The sequence below is a fragment of the Falsihalocynthiibacter sp. CO-5D18 genome (assembly GCF_041205445.1).
GTDB lineage: Bacteria > Pseudomonadota > Alphaproteobacteria > Rhodobacterales > Rhodobacteraceae > Falsihalocynthiibacter > Falsihalocynthiibacter arcticus.
Genome location: NZ_JBGFCF010000001.1, coordinates 210,756 through 228,017, shown reverse-complemented (window position 1 = coordinate 228,017; position 17,262 = coordinate 210,756). Strand labels below are relative to the sequence as shown.

The 17,262-nt window shown below is 52.7% G+C and carries 14 protein-coding genes; 3 read left to right on the top strand and 11 right to left on the bottom strand.

What is annotated here, in order from left to right; translation table 11 throughout:
• Positions 1-7: 7 nt before the first annotated feature.
• The gene (locus AB9F27_RS01070) at positions 8-1,195 is read right to left on the bottom strand and encodes a 2-aminoethylphosphonate--pyruvate transaminase (protein ID WP_335583531.1); all 1,188 of its coding nucleotides are present in this window, start codon (positions 1,193-1,195) and stop codon (positions 8-10) included.
• A 102-nt stretch (positions 1,196-1,297) separates the two neighbouring features.
• Between AB9F27_RS01070 and AB9F27_RS01065 the strand changes: the two genes are divergently transcribed.
• Positions 1,298-2,203: a LysR substrate-binding domain-containing protein gene (locus tag AB9F27_RS01065; RefSeq protein ID WP_335583532.1), complete on the top strand. Its 906-nt coding sequence runs from the start codon at positions 1,298-1,300 to the stop codon at positions 2,201-2,203.
• Positions 2,204-2,225: 22 nt separating this feature from the next.
• Here the strand turns inward: AB9F27_RS01065 and AB9F27_RS01060 are convergent, their stop codons facing one another.
• From AB9F27_RS01060 to AB9F27_RS01020, 9 genes are all read right to left on the bottom strand, one after another.
• The gene (locus AB9F27_RS01060; RefSeq protein WP_335583533.1) at positions 2,226-4,247 is read right to left on the bottom strand and encodes a putative 2-aminoethylphosphonate ABC transporter permease subunit; all 2,022 of its coding nucleotides are present in this window, start codon (positions 4,245-4,247) and stop codon (positions 2,226-2,228) included.
• Positions 4,244-5,356: a putative 2-aminoethylphosphonate ABC transporter ATP-binding protein gene (locus AB9F27_RS01055; protein ID WP_039002648.1), complete on the bottom strand. Its 1,113-nt coding sequence runs from the start codon at positions 5,354-5,356 to the stop codon at positions 4,244-4,246. Before AB9F27_RS01055 ends, AB9F27_RS01060 begins: the two co-directional genes overlap by 4 nt.
• 132 nt (positions 5,357-5,488) lie before the next feature.
• On the bottom strand, positions 5,489-6,508 hold the full coding sequence (locus tag AB9F27_RS01050) for a putative 2-aminoethylphosphonate ABC transporter substrate-binding protein (protein ID WP_335583534.1): 1,020 nt from the start codon (positions 6,506-6,508) through the stop codon (positions 5,489-5,491).
• A 512-nt stretch (positions 6,509-7,020) separates the two neighbouring features.
• A complete protein-coding gene (locus tag AB9F27_RS01045; protein ID WP_335583535.1) occupies positions 7,021-9,483 on the bottom strand; it encodes an FAD-dependent oxidoreductase in 2,463 nt (820 codons plus the stop codon).
• Between the two features lie 86 nt (positions 9,484-9,569).
• Complete coding sequence (locus tag AB9F27_RS01040) at positions 9,570-10,325, bottom strand: DeoR/GlpR family DNA-binding transcription regulator (RefSeq protein WP_335583536.1); 756 nt, start codon at positions 10,323-10,325, stop codon at positions 9,570-9,572.
• A gap of 88 nt (positions 10,326-10,413) precedes the next feature.
• Positions 10,414-12,096 (bottom strand): Na/Pi cotransporter family protein, encoded by a 1,683-nt coding sequence (locus AB9F27_RS01035; RefSeq protein ID WP_335583537.1) that lies wholly within the window; start codon positions 12,094-12,096, stop codon positions 10,414-10,416.
• Entirely contained in the window at positions 12,097-12,879 is a 783-nt protein-coding gene (locus AB9F27_RS01030; RefSeq protein ID WP_335583538.1) for an inositol monophosphatase family protein, read from the bottom strand.
• Complete coding sequence (locus tag AB9F27_RS01025) at positions 12,872-13,666, bottom strand: DeoR/GlpR family DNA-binding transcription regulator (RefSeq protein WP_335583539.1); 795 nt, start codon at positions 13,664-13,666, stop codon at positions 12,872-12,874. Before AB9F27_RS01025 ends, AB9F27_RS01030 begins: the two co-directional genes overlap by 8 nt.
• Before the next feature lie 128 nt (positions 13,667-13,794).
• Entirely contained in the window at positions 13,795-14,649 is an 855-nt protein-coding gene (locus tag AB9F27_RS01020; RefSeq protein WP_335583540.1) for a LysR family transcriptional regulator, read from the bottom strand.
• A gap of 98 nt (positions 14,650-14,747) precedes the next feature.
• Between AB9F27_RS01020 and AB9F27_RS01015 the strand changes: the two genes are divergently transcribed.
• Complete coding sequence (locus AB9F27_RS01015; protein ID WP_335583541.1) at positions 14,748-15,893, top strand: TauD/TfdA family dioxygenase; 1,146 nt, start codon at positions 14,748-14,750, stop codon at positions 15,891-15,893.
• The gene (locus AB9F27_RS01010; protein ID WP_335583542.1) at positions 15,890-16,471 is read left to right on the top strand and encodes an HD domain-containing protein; all 582 of its coding nucleotides are present in this window, start codon (positions 15,890-15,892) and stop codon (positions 16,469-16,471) included. Before AB9F27_RS01015 ends, AB9F27_RS01010 begins: the two co-directional genes overlap by 4 nt.
• A gap of 22 nt (positions 16,472-16,493) precedes the next feature.
• Here the strand turns inward: AB9F27_RS01010 and AB9F27_RS01005 are convergent, their stop codons facing one another.
• On the bottom strand, positions 16,494-17,258 hold the full coding sequence (locus AB9F27_RS01005) for an HpcH/HpaI aldolase/citrate lyase family protein (RefSeq protein WP_369757453.1): 765 nt from the start codon (positions 17,256-17,258) through the stop codon (positions 16,494-16,496).
• Positions 17,259-17,262: the final 4 nt, after the last annotated feature.

The window sequence follows — 17,262 nt, the reverse complement described above, 5'->3', positions numbered from 1 at the left end:
TTTGTAATCAAGCGGCTAAGACAGCGCGTTCTTCTAGGGCGCGCGCGGGTGGTGCTGCATTTGCAACGCCCATTTCAGCAAGCGCTTCTTTGGCAGCGGCAACAACTTGCCGCATAACATGTTCGTCCATTTGGCCGATACAACCGACGCGAAAACTGTCGACGACGGTCAATTTTCCAGGGTAGATGATAAACCCTTTGTCCTTCATCAGTTCGTAAAAGCGATCAAAGGCAAAGTTATCATCCGAAGGACAAAAGAATGTGACAATGATGGGGGAAAGCCAGCGATCTTTGAGCAGGGTTTCAAACCCAAGGTCGCGCATGCCAGCAACCATCACATCGCGGTTTCTCGCATAGCGCCCGCCGCGCCCTGCGACACCGCCTTCGGCCTCATGGGCGCGCAATGCCACAAGGAATGCAGCCACCACATGGGTGGGCGGCGTAAAGCGCCATTGCTCGGTTTTATTCATATGCGCCCATTGGGCATGGACGTCCAAACTCAAGGAATGGCTATTGCCCTTGGCAGCCTCAAGCTCGGTTTTGCGCGCGATGATAAAGCCAAACCCGGGCACGCCCTCGATGCATTTATTGGCCGAAGACACCAGCGCTTCGTAGCGGATATCCGCAACTTTCAATTCAATCGCGCCAAAGGCCGACATGGAGTCAATCAACAGCTTACGACCCGCTGCATAGGTGACTTCGGAAACCTCCTCAACTGGGTTCAAAATTCCCGAACTGGTTTCGCAATGGATGGCGACAACGTGGGTGATGGCCGGATCGTCGGCCAAGATTTTCGCGACCTCTGCGCCGCGTGGCGGCAGGTAATCGCCCTTGTCCAGAACCACATGTGCGCGCCCAAGATATTCCAGCGTCTGCGCCGTGCGTTTGCCGTAGGCGCCATTGGCAAGCACCAAAACCTTGCCGTTGCGAGGGATAAACGACCCCAACATGGCCTCAACGGAAAACGTGCCGCTGCCTTGCATTGGGACACAATCGAAGGCTTCTTTGCCTGCACCCAAAAGATCAAGCAAACGCGCCCGCAACTCGCGCGTCATACCGCGGAAATCATCGTCCCAGCTTCCCCAGTCGCGCAACATCGACTGTTTGACGGCGTAGGATGTGGTCAACGGACCGGGGGTAAGAAGGTAAGGCTCGCCCAAATGTGGGCGGGGTATTTTGAATTCTGGAGCGGCCATTTTATCTCTCCGAAGTGACTTTCAAAACGACCATTGCAGAATTCCAACCTATATGTGAAATTGCTAATTACAATCAAATCATAGGCTCAGCTTATGAAATAAATGAAAGCCAAAAATATGCGCCACAGCCAGCTAAAAGCCTTTCATTACGTTGCCTTAACGGGCGGGTTTTCACGAGCCGCAGAAGCGCTTTACCTCACCCAACCCGCGATTTCCGAGCAAGTCCGCAAACTGGAACAAGACTATGACGTGCTGTTATTCCATCGCGAGCGTAAAATGGTGTCTCTGACCTCAGAGGGGGACCGCCTTTTTCGCTATACCAAACAATATTTCGAGATCGAACAGCAGATTGAAGAATACATGTCGGCAACCAGCGCCACGGTGGATGGAGAGCTGCGTATTATCGCGGATTCTGCGCACCATATTACGTTTTTTCTGGGCAAATTTCGCAATCGCTATCCCAATATCACCGTCACTTTACGGACTGGAAACACGGAAGATATCCTTGAGGAATTGCGTGGCTATAATGCGGATATTGGCATTGCGGGCAGCATGGCACCCGGCAGGGATATGGAAATCATGAATCTTGGATCAAGCCAGATTATGGCCTTCGCCGCACATGATTTCCTACCCCCGTCCAAAACCGCGCTTACCCTGAAGGAGTTGACTAAGTACCCGCTCATTTTCCGCGAGACTGGCTCCAAAACCCGTCAACAACTTGAGGAAGTTGCTAAGAAACAGGGGCTAAGCCTGACACCGGCGATTGTTGCGGAGGGGCGGGAAGCGGTGCGTGAAGTTGTGGCTTCTGGCGCAGGGATTGGGTTTGTGTCGGAGGCGGAGTTTGGCAACGATGATCGCTTCACAAAAATCCACCTTCAAGGCGTCGACATCCAGATGAGCGAAGTGATGTTGCATATGGCCCAACGCCGCGATGTTAAAGTCATCAGAACCTTTGTGGATTTTGCCCGCGTGGCCCAAGAAGAAAAGGAGACCCGCGCCACACATTGATGTGGCGCGGAAGCGTTTTTACTTACCGCGCGCGCCAAGCCTGTGTGCGCCGCATGATGCCTTTTGACGCGATCAGGTGAATAATCCGCGCCGCCGCGTTGGTATAGAAAATCATCATTCCCATCGCCGCTGCAGGTGCAATATCCCCAGCATCATCCATATTTAAAACCGCGATCGATGCCAGCGTTGTGGTCGGAGAATACAGGAACACAACCGCCGAAACTGTGGTCATCGCATTGACGAAAAGGTAAATCGAAATGTCGAGCACCGACGGCAAACAAACCGGAACCGTCACGCGGGTAAACAACTTGAGCGTGGGTTGTTTGAGGGAAGACGACACAGATTCAAACTCGCGGTCCATCTGCTTAAGCGCCGTCACCGCCGTGAGATGTGACACAGTGTAAAAGTGCGTCACCGAACAGATCACAAGGATCGCCATCGTGCCGTAAATCGCGTTAAACGGGTTAGCGGGATTGTTGAAAAAGAAGATATACGCGAGGCCAAGTACCATTCCGGGGATAGCCATTGGTAACATGGCGAACATCTGGAACATAGCGCGGCCGACGAAAAACCTATTTGTTTTTTCAACAAGGTAGGCGCCAAAGAATACAATTATCGTACCAACAATAGCCGTAAGAAAACCCAGCTTGATCGAGTTGAAATACGACGCCCATCCGCCACCGTCCATGTTGCCGAACTGATAGTTTTTCAAACTCAGGCTCAGGTCATAGGGCCAAAATTTGACAAGGGCCGCAAACTGGCAAACAAGCAGCATTCCGACAATAAAGATGGCCACAAACAACGCGTAGATAAAGAAAAGCCTGTCATTTTTCGCGTTGGGCGACGGTTGAAACGGAACTGAGCGCGAGGACAATTGCGCCACCTGTTTTCCCTGCACAAGGCGATCAATCGCGAAGGCCAAAATCGCAGGGATCACAAGGACAACGGACACCACCGCCCCCATCTCGAAGTTTTGCTGGCCAATCACTTGTTTATAGATATCGACCGCAAGCACATTAAATTGCCCACCGATGACTTTGGGCAGGCCAAAGTCGGTAATCACGAGATTGAACACCACAAAAGCCGCAGAGATCAGGCCATACCGCGCACCCGGAATTGTGACCGTCCAGAAGGTGCGCCACGGGGTGGAACGCAGGCAGGTTGCGGCCTCGTAAAGACGCGCGTCCGAAATCGCGAGTGCTGTTGAAATAATGATAAAGGCGTGTGGAAAGGTGAAAAACACCGAACCAATGACAATCCCAATCGGGCCATAAATCGAAGCACCAAATAGCAGTTCTTTGATCATCCCTTGGTTGCCAAACAAGTACACGAGCGCGATGCCGGGCAAGAGCGACGGCACAAGAATGGGCATCATCGCAACCAGACGAAACGCCCCTTTGAAACGCATACACGTACGGTTAAGGGCATAGGCGAACCAGAACGCCAGCGTGACCGTAATGATCGTAGAAATCGTCGCAATCATCACCGAGTTTTTGATCGAATTGAACAAAGCGGGGGTCGAGAAATAGTTCACAAAGTTATCAAGACCTGTCGATTGGACGGGCCGCAATTGTACCCGCCGAAACGTGTTGCTGTCCAACTCGACCCAATCGGTTGTGTCATTCAAGGTGGAGCCGACCAAGAAACGCCCGCCTTCAACCGTATTACGAACCTGATACAGCACGGGACTGCGGAAACTAAAATCAGGGAAAAAGCTGGTAACACTTAGTCGGCTGTCGCTCCCCGCACTGAGGTCATCTGGCGCATAGGCCTTGGTTTCAGTGTTCAGCACTGCTGCGTTGAGGATGGTTCCGTCGAATGTGCCTACCTCATCACTGACCTGAAACTCGTATTGCGAAAGATCAAAATGATAGGTCAAAATTGATTTCGACAACATCGCCCAAAGGGGCAAAATCAACGTTACGATCAGATAAAGCGCGATGACCAGCATACCGCCGCGCATAACTATGTCGTCGCGGCTGAGCTTGGGTTTAATCACGGGACCTGCAGGCAGCCCAGTTGGGGCCGCTTGGAAAAAACTCATGCTGCGACCTCCGGACGGCTAAAGGCCATCAGCCGGTCATTTGGCAATTCGATGACCATGTTTTTGCCCTCGCCCAAGTCCAAGCGCCGTACGGCGTTGATCGAGAAGTCGGCAATTAACTCAGAGCCTTCGAAACGTTCATTTTGCAACCGACAACGCCAGAATGATCCGAGGAACTCCATCTCTTGCAAGCGAACCTCGATGCAATTGCGGTCGGCATCTGTGGCTTCGTATCCCGCTTCATGTGGAATCACGTCTTCAGGACGGATCGCGGCCACGACGGCATCGCCATCTTGGAATTTATGCTCCAAACAGGCGAAGGTTTTCTCGCCGATACTTAAGCGTCCCCCTTCGGTGACGATCGATTTAATCTGGTTCATCTCGCCAATAAAATCCGCGACAAACAGGTTCGCAGGGGTGCGGTAAATTTCTGTGGGTGAGCCGACCTGCTCAATAATACCATGATTCATAACGACAATCCGGTCAGCCATACTGAGGGCTTCTTCTTGATCGTGGGTCACCATCACGGTCGTCACCCCAAGCTTGCGTTGCAGTTCTTTGATCTCGTGGCGCAAATACACGCGCACTTTTGCATCCAAGGCCGAGAGAGGTTCATCCAGAAGTAACAGGCCGGGATTGGTGGCGATGGCACGCGCCAGTGCGATGCGTTGTTGCTGTCCACCCGAGAGCTGAGCTGGGTATTTTTTACCTTGCTCGGAGAGGCCGACAAGTTCAAGCAACTCCCGCACGCGGGCTGTAATCTCCGACTTACTGCGACCCGTATTCTCAAGGCCAAAAGCAATGTTCTTTTCAATCGTCAGGTTGGGAAACAGGGCATAAGACTGAAAAACAATCCCAAAATCACGCTCCGCGGGCGGCAGGTTCGAAACATCCTTGCCGTCCTGTGTCACTTTGCCTTTGGTTTGCAAATCCAACCCCGCAATCGCCCGCAACAAGGTCGTTTTCCCACACCCCGATGGGCCGAGAAAACAGACAAACTCGCCTTCGTTAATTTCCAGAGAGATATCTTTGAGGGCAAGAAAAGTGCCAAACGCTTTCCATAGATTCTCGATATTTAGATAGACTGCGTCCGATGAGTTTGCTTGCATCTCAAAAAATGTCCTTACATTTTAGCTTTGGAGTCACGCCAAAGCTTTCTGGTCTGTGCCAGTAGTTTTGTTAAAAAACGATGGTACGCGTAAATAGTGCGCGAGGAGCAAAATCGCCCCCCGCGCAAATAATTACTTAGCGTCAGATTTACCGTCGTAACGGCTCTGCCATTCTTTGAGGATTGCGGCGCGGTTGTTGGCTGCAAATTCAAAGTCATTATCGATCATTGCTTCAAGCAAACCTTCAGGGAAATATTCCACAGGTTTCGCAACTCCCGGATAGGCCACAACGGCATAACCCGTGTTGTACATTTCATTGGCTTCTTTGGTGACTGTAAAATCAACCAATGTTTGCGCCGCTTCAAGATTGGCGGTGCCCGCAACAATCGCGGTCGCTTCCATATCCCAACCTACACCTTCAGATGGAACGATGATGTCCAACGGAGCGCCTTCGGCTTTGGATTTCGCGCCACGAAAAGCAAAGGAAATGCCGATTGGAATTTCGCCTGATGCGGCAAGTTTACAAGGTGCGGAACCCGAGTGCGTATAACGCGCGATATTCTCGTGCAGCGCGTCCATATACTCCCAGCCACCCTCTTCGCCAAAGATCTGCAGCCAGCTTGATACGTCAAGGAACCCAGTACCCGAGGAGTTTGGATTTGGCATAATGATATGACCTGCATACATCGGATCGGTCAAATCTTCCCACGAAGTGGGCGGCGTCAAGCCAAGCTTTTCGCTTTCAATCGTGTTGTAACACACCGCCGCAACCCAAGCATCCATGCCGACCCACGCGGGGGGTGTTCCCGTATCCACGAATTTGGGATCAAGATCCGCAACGCCAGCAGGCGCATAGGCTTCGAGCATCCCTTCGGATTTCAGCAAAAGGAGCGACGTTGCCGCTAGCCCCCAAATGACGTCCGCTTGTGGGTTATCGCGTTCCGCCAAAAGCTTCGCCGTGATGATCCCAGTTGAGTCGCGCACCCAGTTGATTTTGATATCAGGGTGACTTGCATTGAAGGTTTCCGCGTAGCGCGCCAAATCTTCGGCTTCAACAGCCGTATAGACGGTCAACTCGGTTTCGGCCGCTGCGGTCGTCGCCATCAGCGCGCCGACGACAAGGGACGTAATTTTAGTTGTCATGTGTTTCATATATTTCTCCATGTTGGACATTTGGGCTTTTGCATCTCTTCGTTGGATGGCTTTTGTAACACCCGCATGTATACGAGATCACTTTGGCAGGTTTTTGCAGCAAAAAAAATCGATAATACCTACCGACCTATTAGTTTTACCTATGCTTTGGAAATCTAGCGCCCTACTGTTAATTTTACCATCCAACACGCGGTATGGGCCGCGTTTTTTCATCCAAAGTTTATTGCTCAATGGACGCCGCGAGCTCCAAGCTGAATTTCTTTTATTTACAAAGCCCTGACGCGAAATTTGATGAAACAATCCGCAATCAAAACCCGTCTAAAATGCAGCCTTGCCCCGGCACTCCCTGTATGGCGTTGCAAGTCTAAGACGAAACGCACCTTTTCCCCGCGAGCTGCCACCTCACAGATTCAAAAATGAAATCTCCAACTGGTGTGCCTAATATTTCACCACTAATCCAAATATTCTAGCATCGGCAAAACGTTACCGCGCGTTTTTTTGGGAGACAGACTTCAATCCTCAGATTTTGGTCTTTCATTCTTTGGATCATAGGGCGTTCGCAGATAGGCTTTGGCCACATATTTCACCCCAGCCAGATCAATTTGAAACCTATGATTCTTAAGGAAATCAGCGGTGATTTTCTCCTCGGCCTCGATCAAACACAACGCAACCGATGCACCAAATGTATGCCCATAGGCAGCCGAGCGCACTTCGCCGATTTCTGCTCCATCACACGACACGGCCTCCCCACCCCAAAGCTGCGCCGCGCCATCCTCCAAAACAAGTTGGACAATGCGGGTGTTAAGATGCGCGAGGTCCGCTTTGGCCGCCAAAAGCGCCGCCTTTCCGATAAAATCGTCGGGCTTCGCAAAATCAACAGCAAAGCCAAGCCCCGCCTGAAGCGGTGTAATATCGGGCGTCAATTCATGCCCCCATGCGCGATATCCCTTCTCAATCCGAAGGCCGTCCAGCGCATAATACCCCGCGTCTCGCAGACCGAATTCAGCGCCAGCCCGCATCAAATCCTCATAAACGCCGACCGTAAATTCGACCGGAACAATCAACTCCCAACCTAGTTCGCCAACATAGGTCATCCGATTGGCAATCACCGTCGCATAGCCAAGGTCGATCTCTTGCGACGAGCCAAACGGGAAGGCCGCATTTGAGAAATCTGCTTTTGAAAGCTGGCGCAAGACTGCGCGGGATTTTGGGCCCATCACAGCCAGAACCGACCACGCCGAGGTCACATCCGTAAGAAAAACATGCGCATCCGTGGTAAAGTTTTTCCGAAGCCAATCGGCGTCGTGCACGGGTTGTGCCGAGCCTGTAATCAACAAAAACTCCTGTTCATTCCGCCGCAAAACCGTGAGGTCGCTTTCAAAGCCACCCCGTTCATTCAGCAGACCCGTATAAACCGTGGTCCCCACCGCAACATCAACATTCGCCGCGCAAATTCGATTGAGTTGCGCACAGGCGTCCCGTCCCTGCACCAGCAATTTCGCAAACGAGCTTTGATCAAAGATCGACACCCCATCGCGCGTCGATTTATGTTCCGCCGCCACGTTTTCATGCCAATTTTGACGGCCAAAGCTATATTCGACTTCCCGCTTTTGACCTTCATTCGCAAACCAATTGGCACGCTCCCAGCCCATTTTCGAACCAAAAACCGCTCCTTTGCCCGCAAGCCGATCAAACAACGCCGACCGTCGAAACGGGCGCGCGGTTTCCAACTCGCGATTGGGCCACGGCATGGCATAGTGCAGCCCCAAAGTTTCCTTGACGCGATCATGTAACCACGTTGGGTTATTGTTAAAATTTGCAAAGCGACGGATGTCGACGGCAAGTAAATCCGACGTAGCAGCGCCCTCAACGATCCATTCTGCCAGCGCGCGCCCTGCCCCGCCTGCGCTGGCGATCCCCATCGAATTAAAGCCTGCGCCGACAAAGAAGTTTTTCAATTCGGGCGCCTCACCCAACAGGTAATTATTGTCCGGCGTAAAACTCTCGGGGCCATTATAAAATTTGCGCACGCCGGTGTGCTCCATTTGTGGCACACGGATCAGCGCGTTTTCCAGAAGAATTTCGAATTGCTCCCAGTCATCAGGCAACAGTTGAAAGTAAAACTTGTCGGGGATGCCGTCCATCGCCCATGGTTTCGCCTGCGGCTCAAAGCCGCCCATAACCAGCCCGCCAGTTTCCTCTTTGAAGTAAATATACCCGTCTGGATCGCGCAGAACTGGCAGATCGGGGTTCACACCCTCAATGCGTTCGGTAACGATATACATGTGTTCCGCCGAGTGAAGCGGCACATTCACACCACACATTTTCCCTAACGACCGCGCCCATTGGCCCGCACAATTCACCACGACCTGCGCCTCAATCGTTCCCTGATCGGTCACAACACCCGTCACCGCACCGTCTTTGGTTAAGACATCGGTAACCTGCACGCCTTCTATGATTTTAGCGCCCCGCATCCGCGCGCCTTTGGCGAGGGATTGGGTCAAATCGGTCGGGTTCGCCTTGCCATCGCTTGGCATCCATAACCCTCCGAGAACATCGTCAACCTGCATAACGGGCCATTTATCTTGAGCTTCCTTCGGCGAAATAACTTCAACCTCAACACCCTGTGCGCGGGCCGCAGCGGCGGTGCGCAGCAACATCGTCATGCGGTCATCGGTGCGGGCAACGGTCACCGATCCGCACTGCTTCCAACCCGTCGCCAAGCCCGTTTCCGCTTCAAGCTGGGCATAAAGTTCGGTTGAATATTTGATAAGATTCGTCATCGCAGGTTGGCTGCGCAATTGCCCCACCAACCCTGCCGCGTGCCACGTCGTGCCGCAACTCAACTGGCCTTGCTCAAGCAAAACAATGTCGGTGTGGCCCATTTTGGCCAAATGATAGGCCACCGAACATCCGACGATCCCGCCGCCTACGATCACATATTGCGCTCTTTCTGGAAGATTGATTTTGGCCATTTTGCGACTCCATGCACAGGTATCAGATTTTGAGTCTGACTAAATGTCATTTTGCAAAATTTGGCAAATGTTTTCTTTTGTTTGCATTAAGCCGTTTCGAAAACAATCCCCTGATCGCTCATAGCAGCGGTAATTTCTACTGGCGGCTCTGTATCGACAACGACAACTGTGCGCGCAGGCAAAGGCCGCATAACCACATGCCCAACGACATCAAACTTGCTGCTGTCGGCCAATATAAACGGTTGTTCGGCCTGCTGAAGCATCAAATGCCGCAGGTCAGCGGCGTCACGCGAAAAATCTGTAAACAAAGCACGCGCGACCAAACCGCCCGTGCTGATCAACGCAAATTCGGCGCGATACCGTGCCAGTTGCTCCATCGCATCAAGCCCAAACGTCGCGTTTTCTGCGACATCAAGACGCCCGCCTAAAACCGTAATTTCCCGTGAAACAGGCCCCAGAAGTTCGGCAATTCTAAGGTCGTTCGTATGCACAATCAAATCAGTGCGGAACTCCCGCAACAGACGTGCAACCGCGAAAGTCGTTGACCCATTATCAACAATTATCGATGCCCCATCGGGGATTTTCCCAAGAATATGTTTGGCGATTTTCGCCTTTCCGAGGGGGTTCGTCGCCACCCGCGTTGAAACTTCCGGCTCTCGCGTCAGGATTTGCGTCGCCCCACCGCGCACTTTGCTCAGTTTATTCTCGCCAGCCAGTTGTTCGATATCCTTGCGCACGGTTTCGCGCGTCACGCCCAGCTTTTCAGTGAGCATTCGAATTGAGACCGCTGGTTGCGTTTTAACTTCGCGCAAAATGATCGCGTGGCGTTCGGAGGGGAGCATTGACGACGGCCTTTTCGATTTCACATGCCAAGTTTTGCCAAATCTTGACAGGAACGTCCATGGGGAATCCACATCCAATACATCCGTGTCAGCTATCTTCCTCGTGTAAGTCCATTTCCTGAATGAGCCGCGTTTCAAGCAATTGGCCGTTTCGATACAGAACTGGATAGGCAATGGCCGCGATATGACTGTTCACATCCCGCAGCGCGCGCAATGTTTCCAAGTGGACGTCACTAGAACGAAAACTGTCACCACGCCCACTTTGAAGACGAGTTAAATGGTTTTTGCGGCTTTTGCGCTCCGAGCGTTTGATCTCGGATTTCTCCATCACCAAAAGTCTGGCACTCTCAAGATCATCAGACACCAAAACGTTACTAGCAAGCCTCAGATTGGCAACGACCGCTTCGTGCATCCGCAAAAGTTCCGCCCACCCTTCGGAGGAGAGCTCGGCGTGAATCTCGTATTTTTCTTCAACAATCGTCGTCATTGTTTTGGCGATCACATCGCCTGCGGTTTCTAGGCGAATGGCGTAATCCATTAGTCCGCGCACAATTTTCTTGTCTTCCTTGGTGTAGTTTTCCTGCGGCATATGCGCGACAAATGAGCGAATTTCCGAGAGCGATTTATTGACTTGATAATCTTGGGTGCGAACCGCCCGAATCTTATCTCGATCGCCCGTTTCATAAAGATCTGGAACACTTTTGAACATACGTTCGACCAGCCCAACCATGTGCAACAATTCGCGTCTTAAGCTTGCAATCGCGAGTGTTGGCGTCTCGGCTGTCGAGGGATCAAGCGCCGAACCAACTTCCTGTTCACCGAGGTTGTTGTCCGCAGGAGCCGCACTTGGCATCAGCATTTGAAGCACGGGTTCCAAGACGCGGCAGAACGGAAGCACAACAATCAACAGGGAAAGGTTAAACCCGATATGCGCGTAAATCAGCGATTGGCTTGGGCTGGTAAACATCAGCATAGTCGGATCGGCGGCCAAATTCAGCCCGAGTAAAACCAGAATAGCCCAACTGCCTCGCACCAAGAGATTTGCGGCTGGAATGCTGCGCGCAACGGTCGGCATGCCGCGCGTCAACCAAATCGGAATGAAGGCGCTACCGAGGTTCGCACCCAACATGAGCGAAAGCGCGGCGTCAAATGGAATAGCGCCGATTTGCACAAGCGTAACGCACATCAAAATCGCCGCGACACTTGAATGCATCACAAACGCGAGGGCCGCCCCGACGATAAATGCCGTGACAAAATCGCGTGAAAGATAGTCCGCGATAGCAGGCAAAAACGCGCTATCCCGAATGGGAGTCACGGCTTCGCGCAAAAACTGAAGCGAGATCAAAATAAACGCGACGCCCATGAGGATACGCCCCAATTGGCGGCCGTTTTTGTGGTCGGTTTTAACAAACAACCACCCCCCAAAAGCCAGGAGCATTGGGATAAGCCAGTCCATCTTGAAGGATAGAATCTGAATGATCAACGCAGACCCCAAATCGCCGCCGAGCACGATGGCAAGGCCCGTTGGGAACGCCAAAAATCCACTGGCTGCAAACCCAGCCGTCAACAGCGCGACAGCCGCCGAGCTTTGCAAAACAATCGCCAGTGCCACGCCCGTCGCGCTTGAGCCCATCAGGCTTTTGTTTTGGGTCAAGACCCGTTGAAACGACGCGCCAAAGCTGCGCTCAATACCGGTTTGCACCATGCGAACGGCAAACAAAAGCAGCATTGTTGCGCCAGAGAGGCTTATGAGGAAACTAATAATTGCCATTTAAGAAATACTCACGATCGCCAAAAGTTGGGCATGTAACTCGGGAGTTGCCGCGCAAATTACGGGCTGGCACGCGGATTTGTCGGTCAACGTGCGCCCCTTCCAATCGGTCATAATCCCGCCTGCCGCCTCGACAACAGCCAGTACCGCTAAATAGTCGTAGGGCTGAAGATCATAATCCACAACCGCATCCACATGCCCCATTGCCACCAACGCATGCGGGTAGCAATCATAGGCAAATCGGCGCGTTTGTCCGCTCGCCACAAGCTTTGCGAAAACCTTAGGATGGGCCTGATAAATTTTATCAGCTTCGTTGATATATAATACCGCATGATCCAGCGACGTTTGGGTGGACGTCTGAATTTTCTGCCCATTCAAAGTCGCCGCACCGTTGCGTTTACCAATGAGGGTTTCGCCCAAAGCGGGCATACCAATCACACCAATTTCAGGCACCCCGCGATGCATACGCGCCGCCAGAAATCCAAATAGCGGGTTCCCAGAAAGGAACGAACGCGTTCCGTCAATCGGGTCTACAACCCACATCCATTCGCGATCTTCGCCATCGGTTCCGTGCTCTTCGCCCCAAATTCCATCGTCGGGAAAATGCTCACCTAGATACGCACGGACCTTGGATTCGACGCCTCGGTCGGCCTGCGTTACAGGGCTTTCATCCGCTTTAAACTCAACCTGCAAAGGGTTGCGAAAATAACCCCGCGCGGCTTCTGCAGCGATATCAGCCACGCCCTGTGCATGCTTCATTTCGAAATCTTGCGCGTCATTCATGATCATTTTCCTTTTTGGACACACGCAAGGCGACGTCCCATTTTTCAAGGCTCGTGGCCAAAGGTTTTTCAGGTGCCTGATCGACAACCAATGTGTGAATCTCACTCGGATGAAAGCTGCGGTGCGGGGCAGTCTTGTCGAATTTATGATGCGTCATTGCCGCGACCGTTATATCCGCACAGTCAATCACGACCGACGCCAAATCTGCCTCAGCGGGATCCAAATACAGAAAGCCTATTGTGGAACTTAGGGCATCCGCACTAAAAAATGCGCGGTCAAAACTATAGCGCCGCGCCTGCGTTTCGGTGACATGGCCAAAGGCGCCAAGCTCGTTCGATTGCATCTCTCCACCCAGTAAAAATACGCGATTGTCGTTATGCCCCACCAGCGTTTGCGACACCCGAATGGAGTTTGTAACGACTGTCAGATTATGATGCACCCGCAACTCCTCAGCTACAAACGCTGTTGTGCTTCCGACATCCAAAAACAGCGTCATACCGTCGGCGGCGAGTTGTGCTGCCCGTTGCGCAATCAGGCGTTTCTCGTCGGAATTCTGGGCAATGCGTTTGAAAAAGCTGGGGTCGCTCTGGGTTCCCACCAAATAGGCGCCCCCGTGAACACGGGCGATGGTACCGGATTTTGAAAGACCTTTGATCGTGCGACGCACGGTTTCCTCTGAGACATCCAACACGGTCGCCAGTTCCGAATTGCGGGCAAAACCACCAATTCTTCGTATGGCATTTAGCAACTCAAGTTCGCGATGGGAATGGGAATGTTGTTTCTTCAATTTAGCGGCCTTGTTGTTTTGACAAAGCAATACACCCAAAACCCACAACAATCCATGAAAATTGTGGAGTTATGACCGCTTTTCGAAAACCCGCCCACATATATCGTCAAAAATGAGCCCTCTGCATCTCACTTCAGCGCAGAAACAAGGTCGTCCCATTGGGGTTTCGTCACGGCCTCCTTACTCGCGAGCATCCAATAGCTTTCATGGTGGGCAAGCACATCGTCCGACACACGCACAAGATTTCCCGCCTTAAGATCGGCCTCGCACAATGCCAAGGAGGCAAGCAGAACACCGCCCCCTGCCCGCGCAATCGTCTGCGCTGGCGCATAGGTATCAAGACGCAGAACGGGCAGCGGCGTGGTGGGGATTCCAAACTGATCCGCCCAGTCATTCCAACTTGGTCGCGGCCCCGAAACCGTGATCCGTGGCCAACTTGTCCACGGGTCCTCCCGCCGTGTGAATTCGGGCGCGACAACAGGCGTAATTTTCTCGGAATAGAGCCGGTGCGTATAGAAATGCGGCCAGTCACCTGAGCCATATCGAATGCGGATAACCTCATCCTGCGGCACGCTATGCGCCCCTAGAACCATGGTTTGCAACGATATTTGTGCTGCCGTCTTTTCGGTGAGCCGTTGAAGGCGCGGCGCAAGCCACAACTCAATAACGGACAGGCTCGCCGAAATCGTCACCCTCCCACGCCGCGCACCAAACAACGCTTCGGAACTGTCCTGTAAGCTGCTCAGCGCCGAACGCACGTGCGGCAACCACGCCTCACCTTCTACAGTCAGAGCAATTGCGCGAGGACGCCGCTCAAATAATTTAGCCCCAAGGAGCTTTTCCAAATGCCCGATACGCTGGCTAATGGCCGATTGGGTCAGACCGGTTTCAGCCGCCGCCGCGGTAAAACTTCCACAGCGCGCAGCAGCCTCAAAGGCACGTATCCATTCAAGCGGCGGCAACTTAAGTCTGCTGTTTTCCATTAATTATTCCGATGCTCAGAGTATATTTTTCTAATTTGAACTTATGCATGTTTTTTGAAATGCTGTCCTTGAAAATCTTTGCAACTGGAGCAAGTCATATGACCAAAGTGAGCGTCGACCCGTCCGGCACGTTTCTAAAATTGGAAACCGCAACCGGCACCTACCGCTTTCACGCAATATGGTTGCGCGACAATGCCACCGATCCCGAAACCCGCGCGGTTGGGAATGGGCAAAAGCTAATTACCTTCAGCGACTTGCCTTCCGAAACCCGCATCACAGACGCGCGGTTGAGCGGCAGTGGCCTTCAGGTCGATTTCGACCCCGAGCAGAAAACGCTCACTTACGATCTGGAATGTCTGGAAACAAATGCCTATGACCGCGCCCAAATTGGCAAACGTGGCTGGACCAACGCAGGCATCGAAGTTTGGAACAATGCCCTAAAATCCGATGTGCCCACTGGTGATTTTTCGGAACTGTCCAGCAACAAGGACGCGCTCCGCATTTGGTTGGGATTGGTCACAAAACTTGGTTTTGGGAAAATAACCAACGGGCCGATTGAACATGGTGCACTGTACAAAATCGTCGATTTGTTTGGCTATGTGCGTGAAACAAATTACGGCAAGCATTTCGAGGTGCGCACAGAAGTAAACCCAACCAATCTCGCCTTCACGGGGCTTGGCCTTCAGGCGCATACCGACAATCCCTACCGCGATCCAGTGCCCACGGTTCAGGTGCTCTATTGTCTCGAAAGTTCCGCCGCAGGGGGCGAGAACATGGTTGTTGACGGGTTTGCCGCCGCGCAACGATTGCGCGACGAAAACGAGGCGTATTTTGATGTGTTGGCCGATCATTGTGCCCGATTTGAATACGCGGGCGAGGAAGGCGTTTGCCTCACCTCCCGCCGCCCAATGATCGAACTTGCCCCCGATGGGGAATTGATTGGCGTGCGCTTCAACAACCGCTCACTCGCGGCCATTACCGATGTTCCGTTCGATAAAATGGCGCTCTATTACGCGGCCTATCGCCGGTTCGCCGAAATCATCGACGACCCCGCGATGGAGGTCACTTTCCGCCTTGCCCCCGGCGAGAGTTTTGTCGTCGATAACACACGCGTTTTACATGCCCGCAAAGGATATTCGGGCGAAGGAACCCGCTGGCTTCAGGGGTGCTATGCCGACAGAGATGGCCTGCACTCGACTTATCTCTCGTTGCTACGATCCACCGTTTTGGAGGCCGCAGAATGAAGCCCGATATCGTCACTTTGAATGCGGAAAATATCGTGGATTTCCTTGGCTCCATTTTTGACCGTCGCGGCGGAGAAGAGTATCTGGGTGAGCCTGTGACAATGGGCGAACACATGCTTCAAGGGGCCACAATCGCGCAACAAAACGGGCAATCCGAAGAAATCATTGTGGCCGCACTCTTGCATGACATCGGCCATTTCACGAGCGAATTTGGCACCTACAGCCCCGATGACACTGAAGACCGTCACCACGAAGACGCCGGTGCCGAGGTGCTTGAGCGGTTTTTCCCGACCGTTATCACCGATTGTTGCCGCTACCATGTGGCCGCAAAACGCTATCTCTGCGCGACAAAACCTGAATATTTCTCGCGTCTAAGTGCCGCTTCAGTACACACACTGCATTTGCAGGGCGGACCGATGAGCGTTGAGGAAGTCGCTGAGTTCGAAAGAAACCCAAATTTGAAAGATATTATCGCCGTTCGCTATCTTGACGACGCGGGTAAACGGGAAGATATGAAAACGCCCGACTTTTGGCATTTTGCGCCGATGGTTCAACGCCTTGTTGACCAAAAAACATAATTCCGTTTGGAGCAGCAGGCACTTAGGGCGCTCTCATTTCCACTAAGGCCTGCGCAATTCCTGCTTCCATAAATCGCATATCAGAGCCGACAGTCACGAGTTGAAACCCCATGGCAACCATTCGTTTTGCATAGGCTGGCGTGCCACAATGAATCCCCGCGGGCACACCAAACTTCGTGGCCTGAGCTAAAATGTGGCTCAAAAGGGCAAGCATTTCAGGCTCTTCGCGATCAAATCCTGGTGGAAACCCATGCACCAACGACAAGTCTGCGGGTCCGATGTAAACCGCTCCAAGCCCCTCCACCTGCAAGATGGCATCGAGGTCGTCGAGCGCAGATTTGGTTTCGATCATCGCAATCGGCAGTATATTTTGGTTGGCCTCGCGCGCATAGCTATCGCCATAGGCCAACCGCGCCCTGACGGGGCCAAAGCTACGCGCCCCGTCAGGTGCATATAAGCACGCCTCGACCAGCGCCCGCGCGTCATCGGCATTCTCAATCATCGGCGCGATAATTCCAACCGCCCCCGCATCAAGCGCTCGCATGATGTCTTCCGGTCGGTTCCACGGAACACGCACCAATGCGGGCGTGTCCGTTTGCCCTAGAACCGGAAAAATCGACAATAAATCTCGATAATCCGCCGTTCCGTGCTGCATATCGATGGTAATACAGTCCCAGCCAGCCCGCGCCATAATTTCGGCGGAAAGGATACCCGGAGCCGCGATCCAGCCGTTCACAGCGGCCTTCCCATCTGCCCATTTCTGTCTGAGAGGATTTACAAAGGGCATCGGT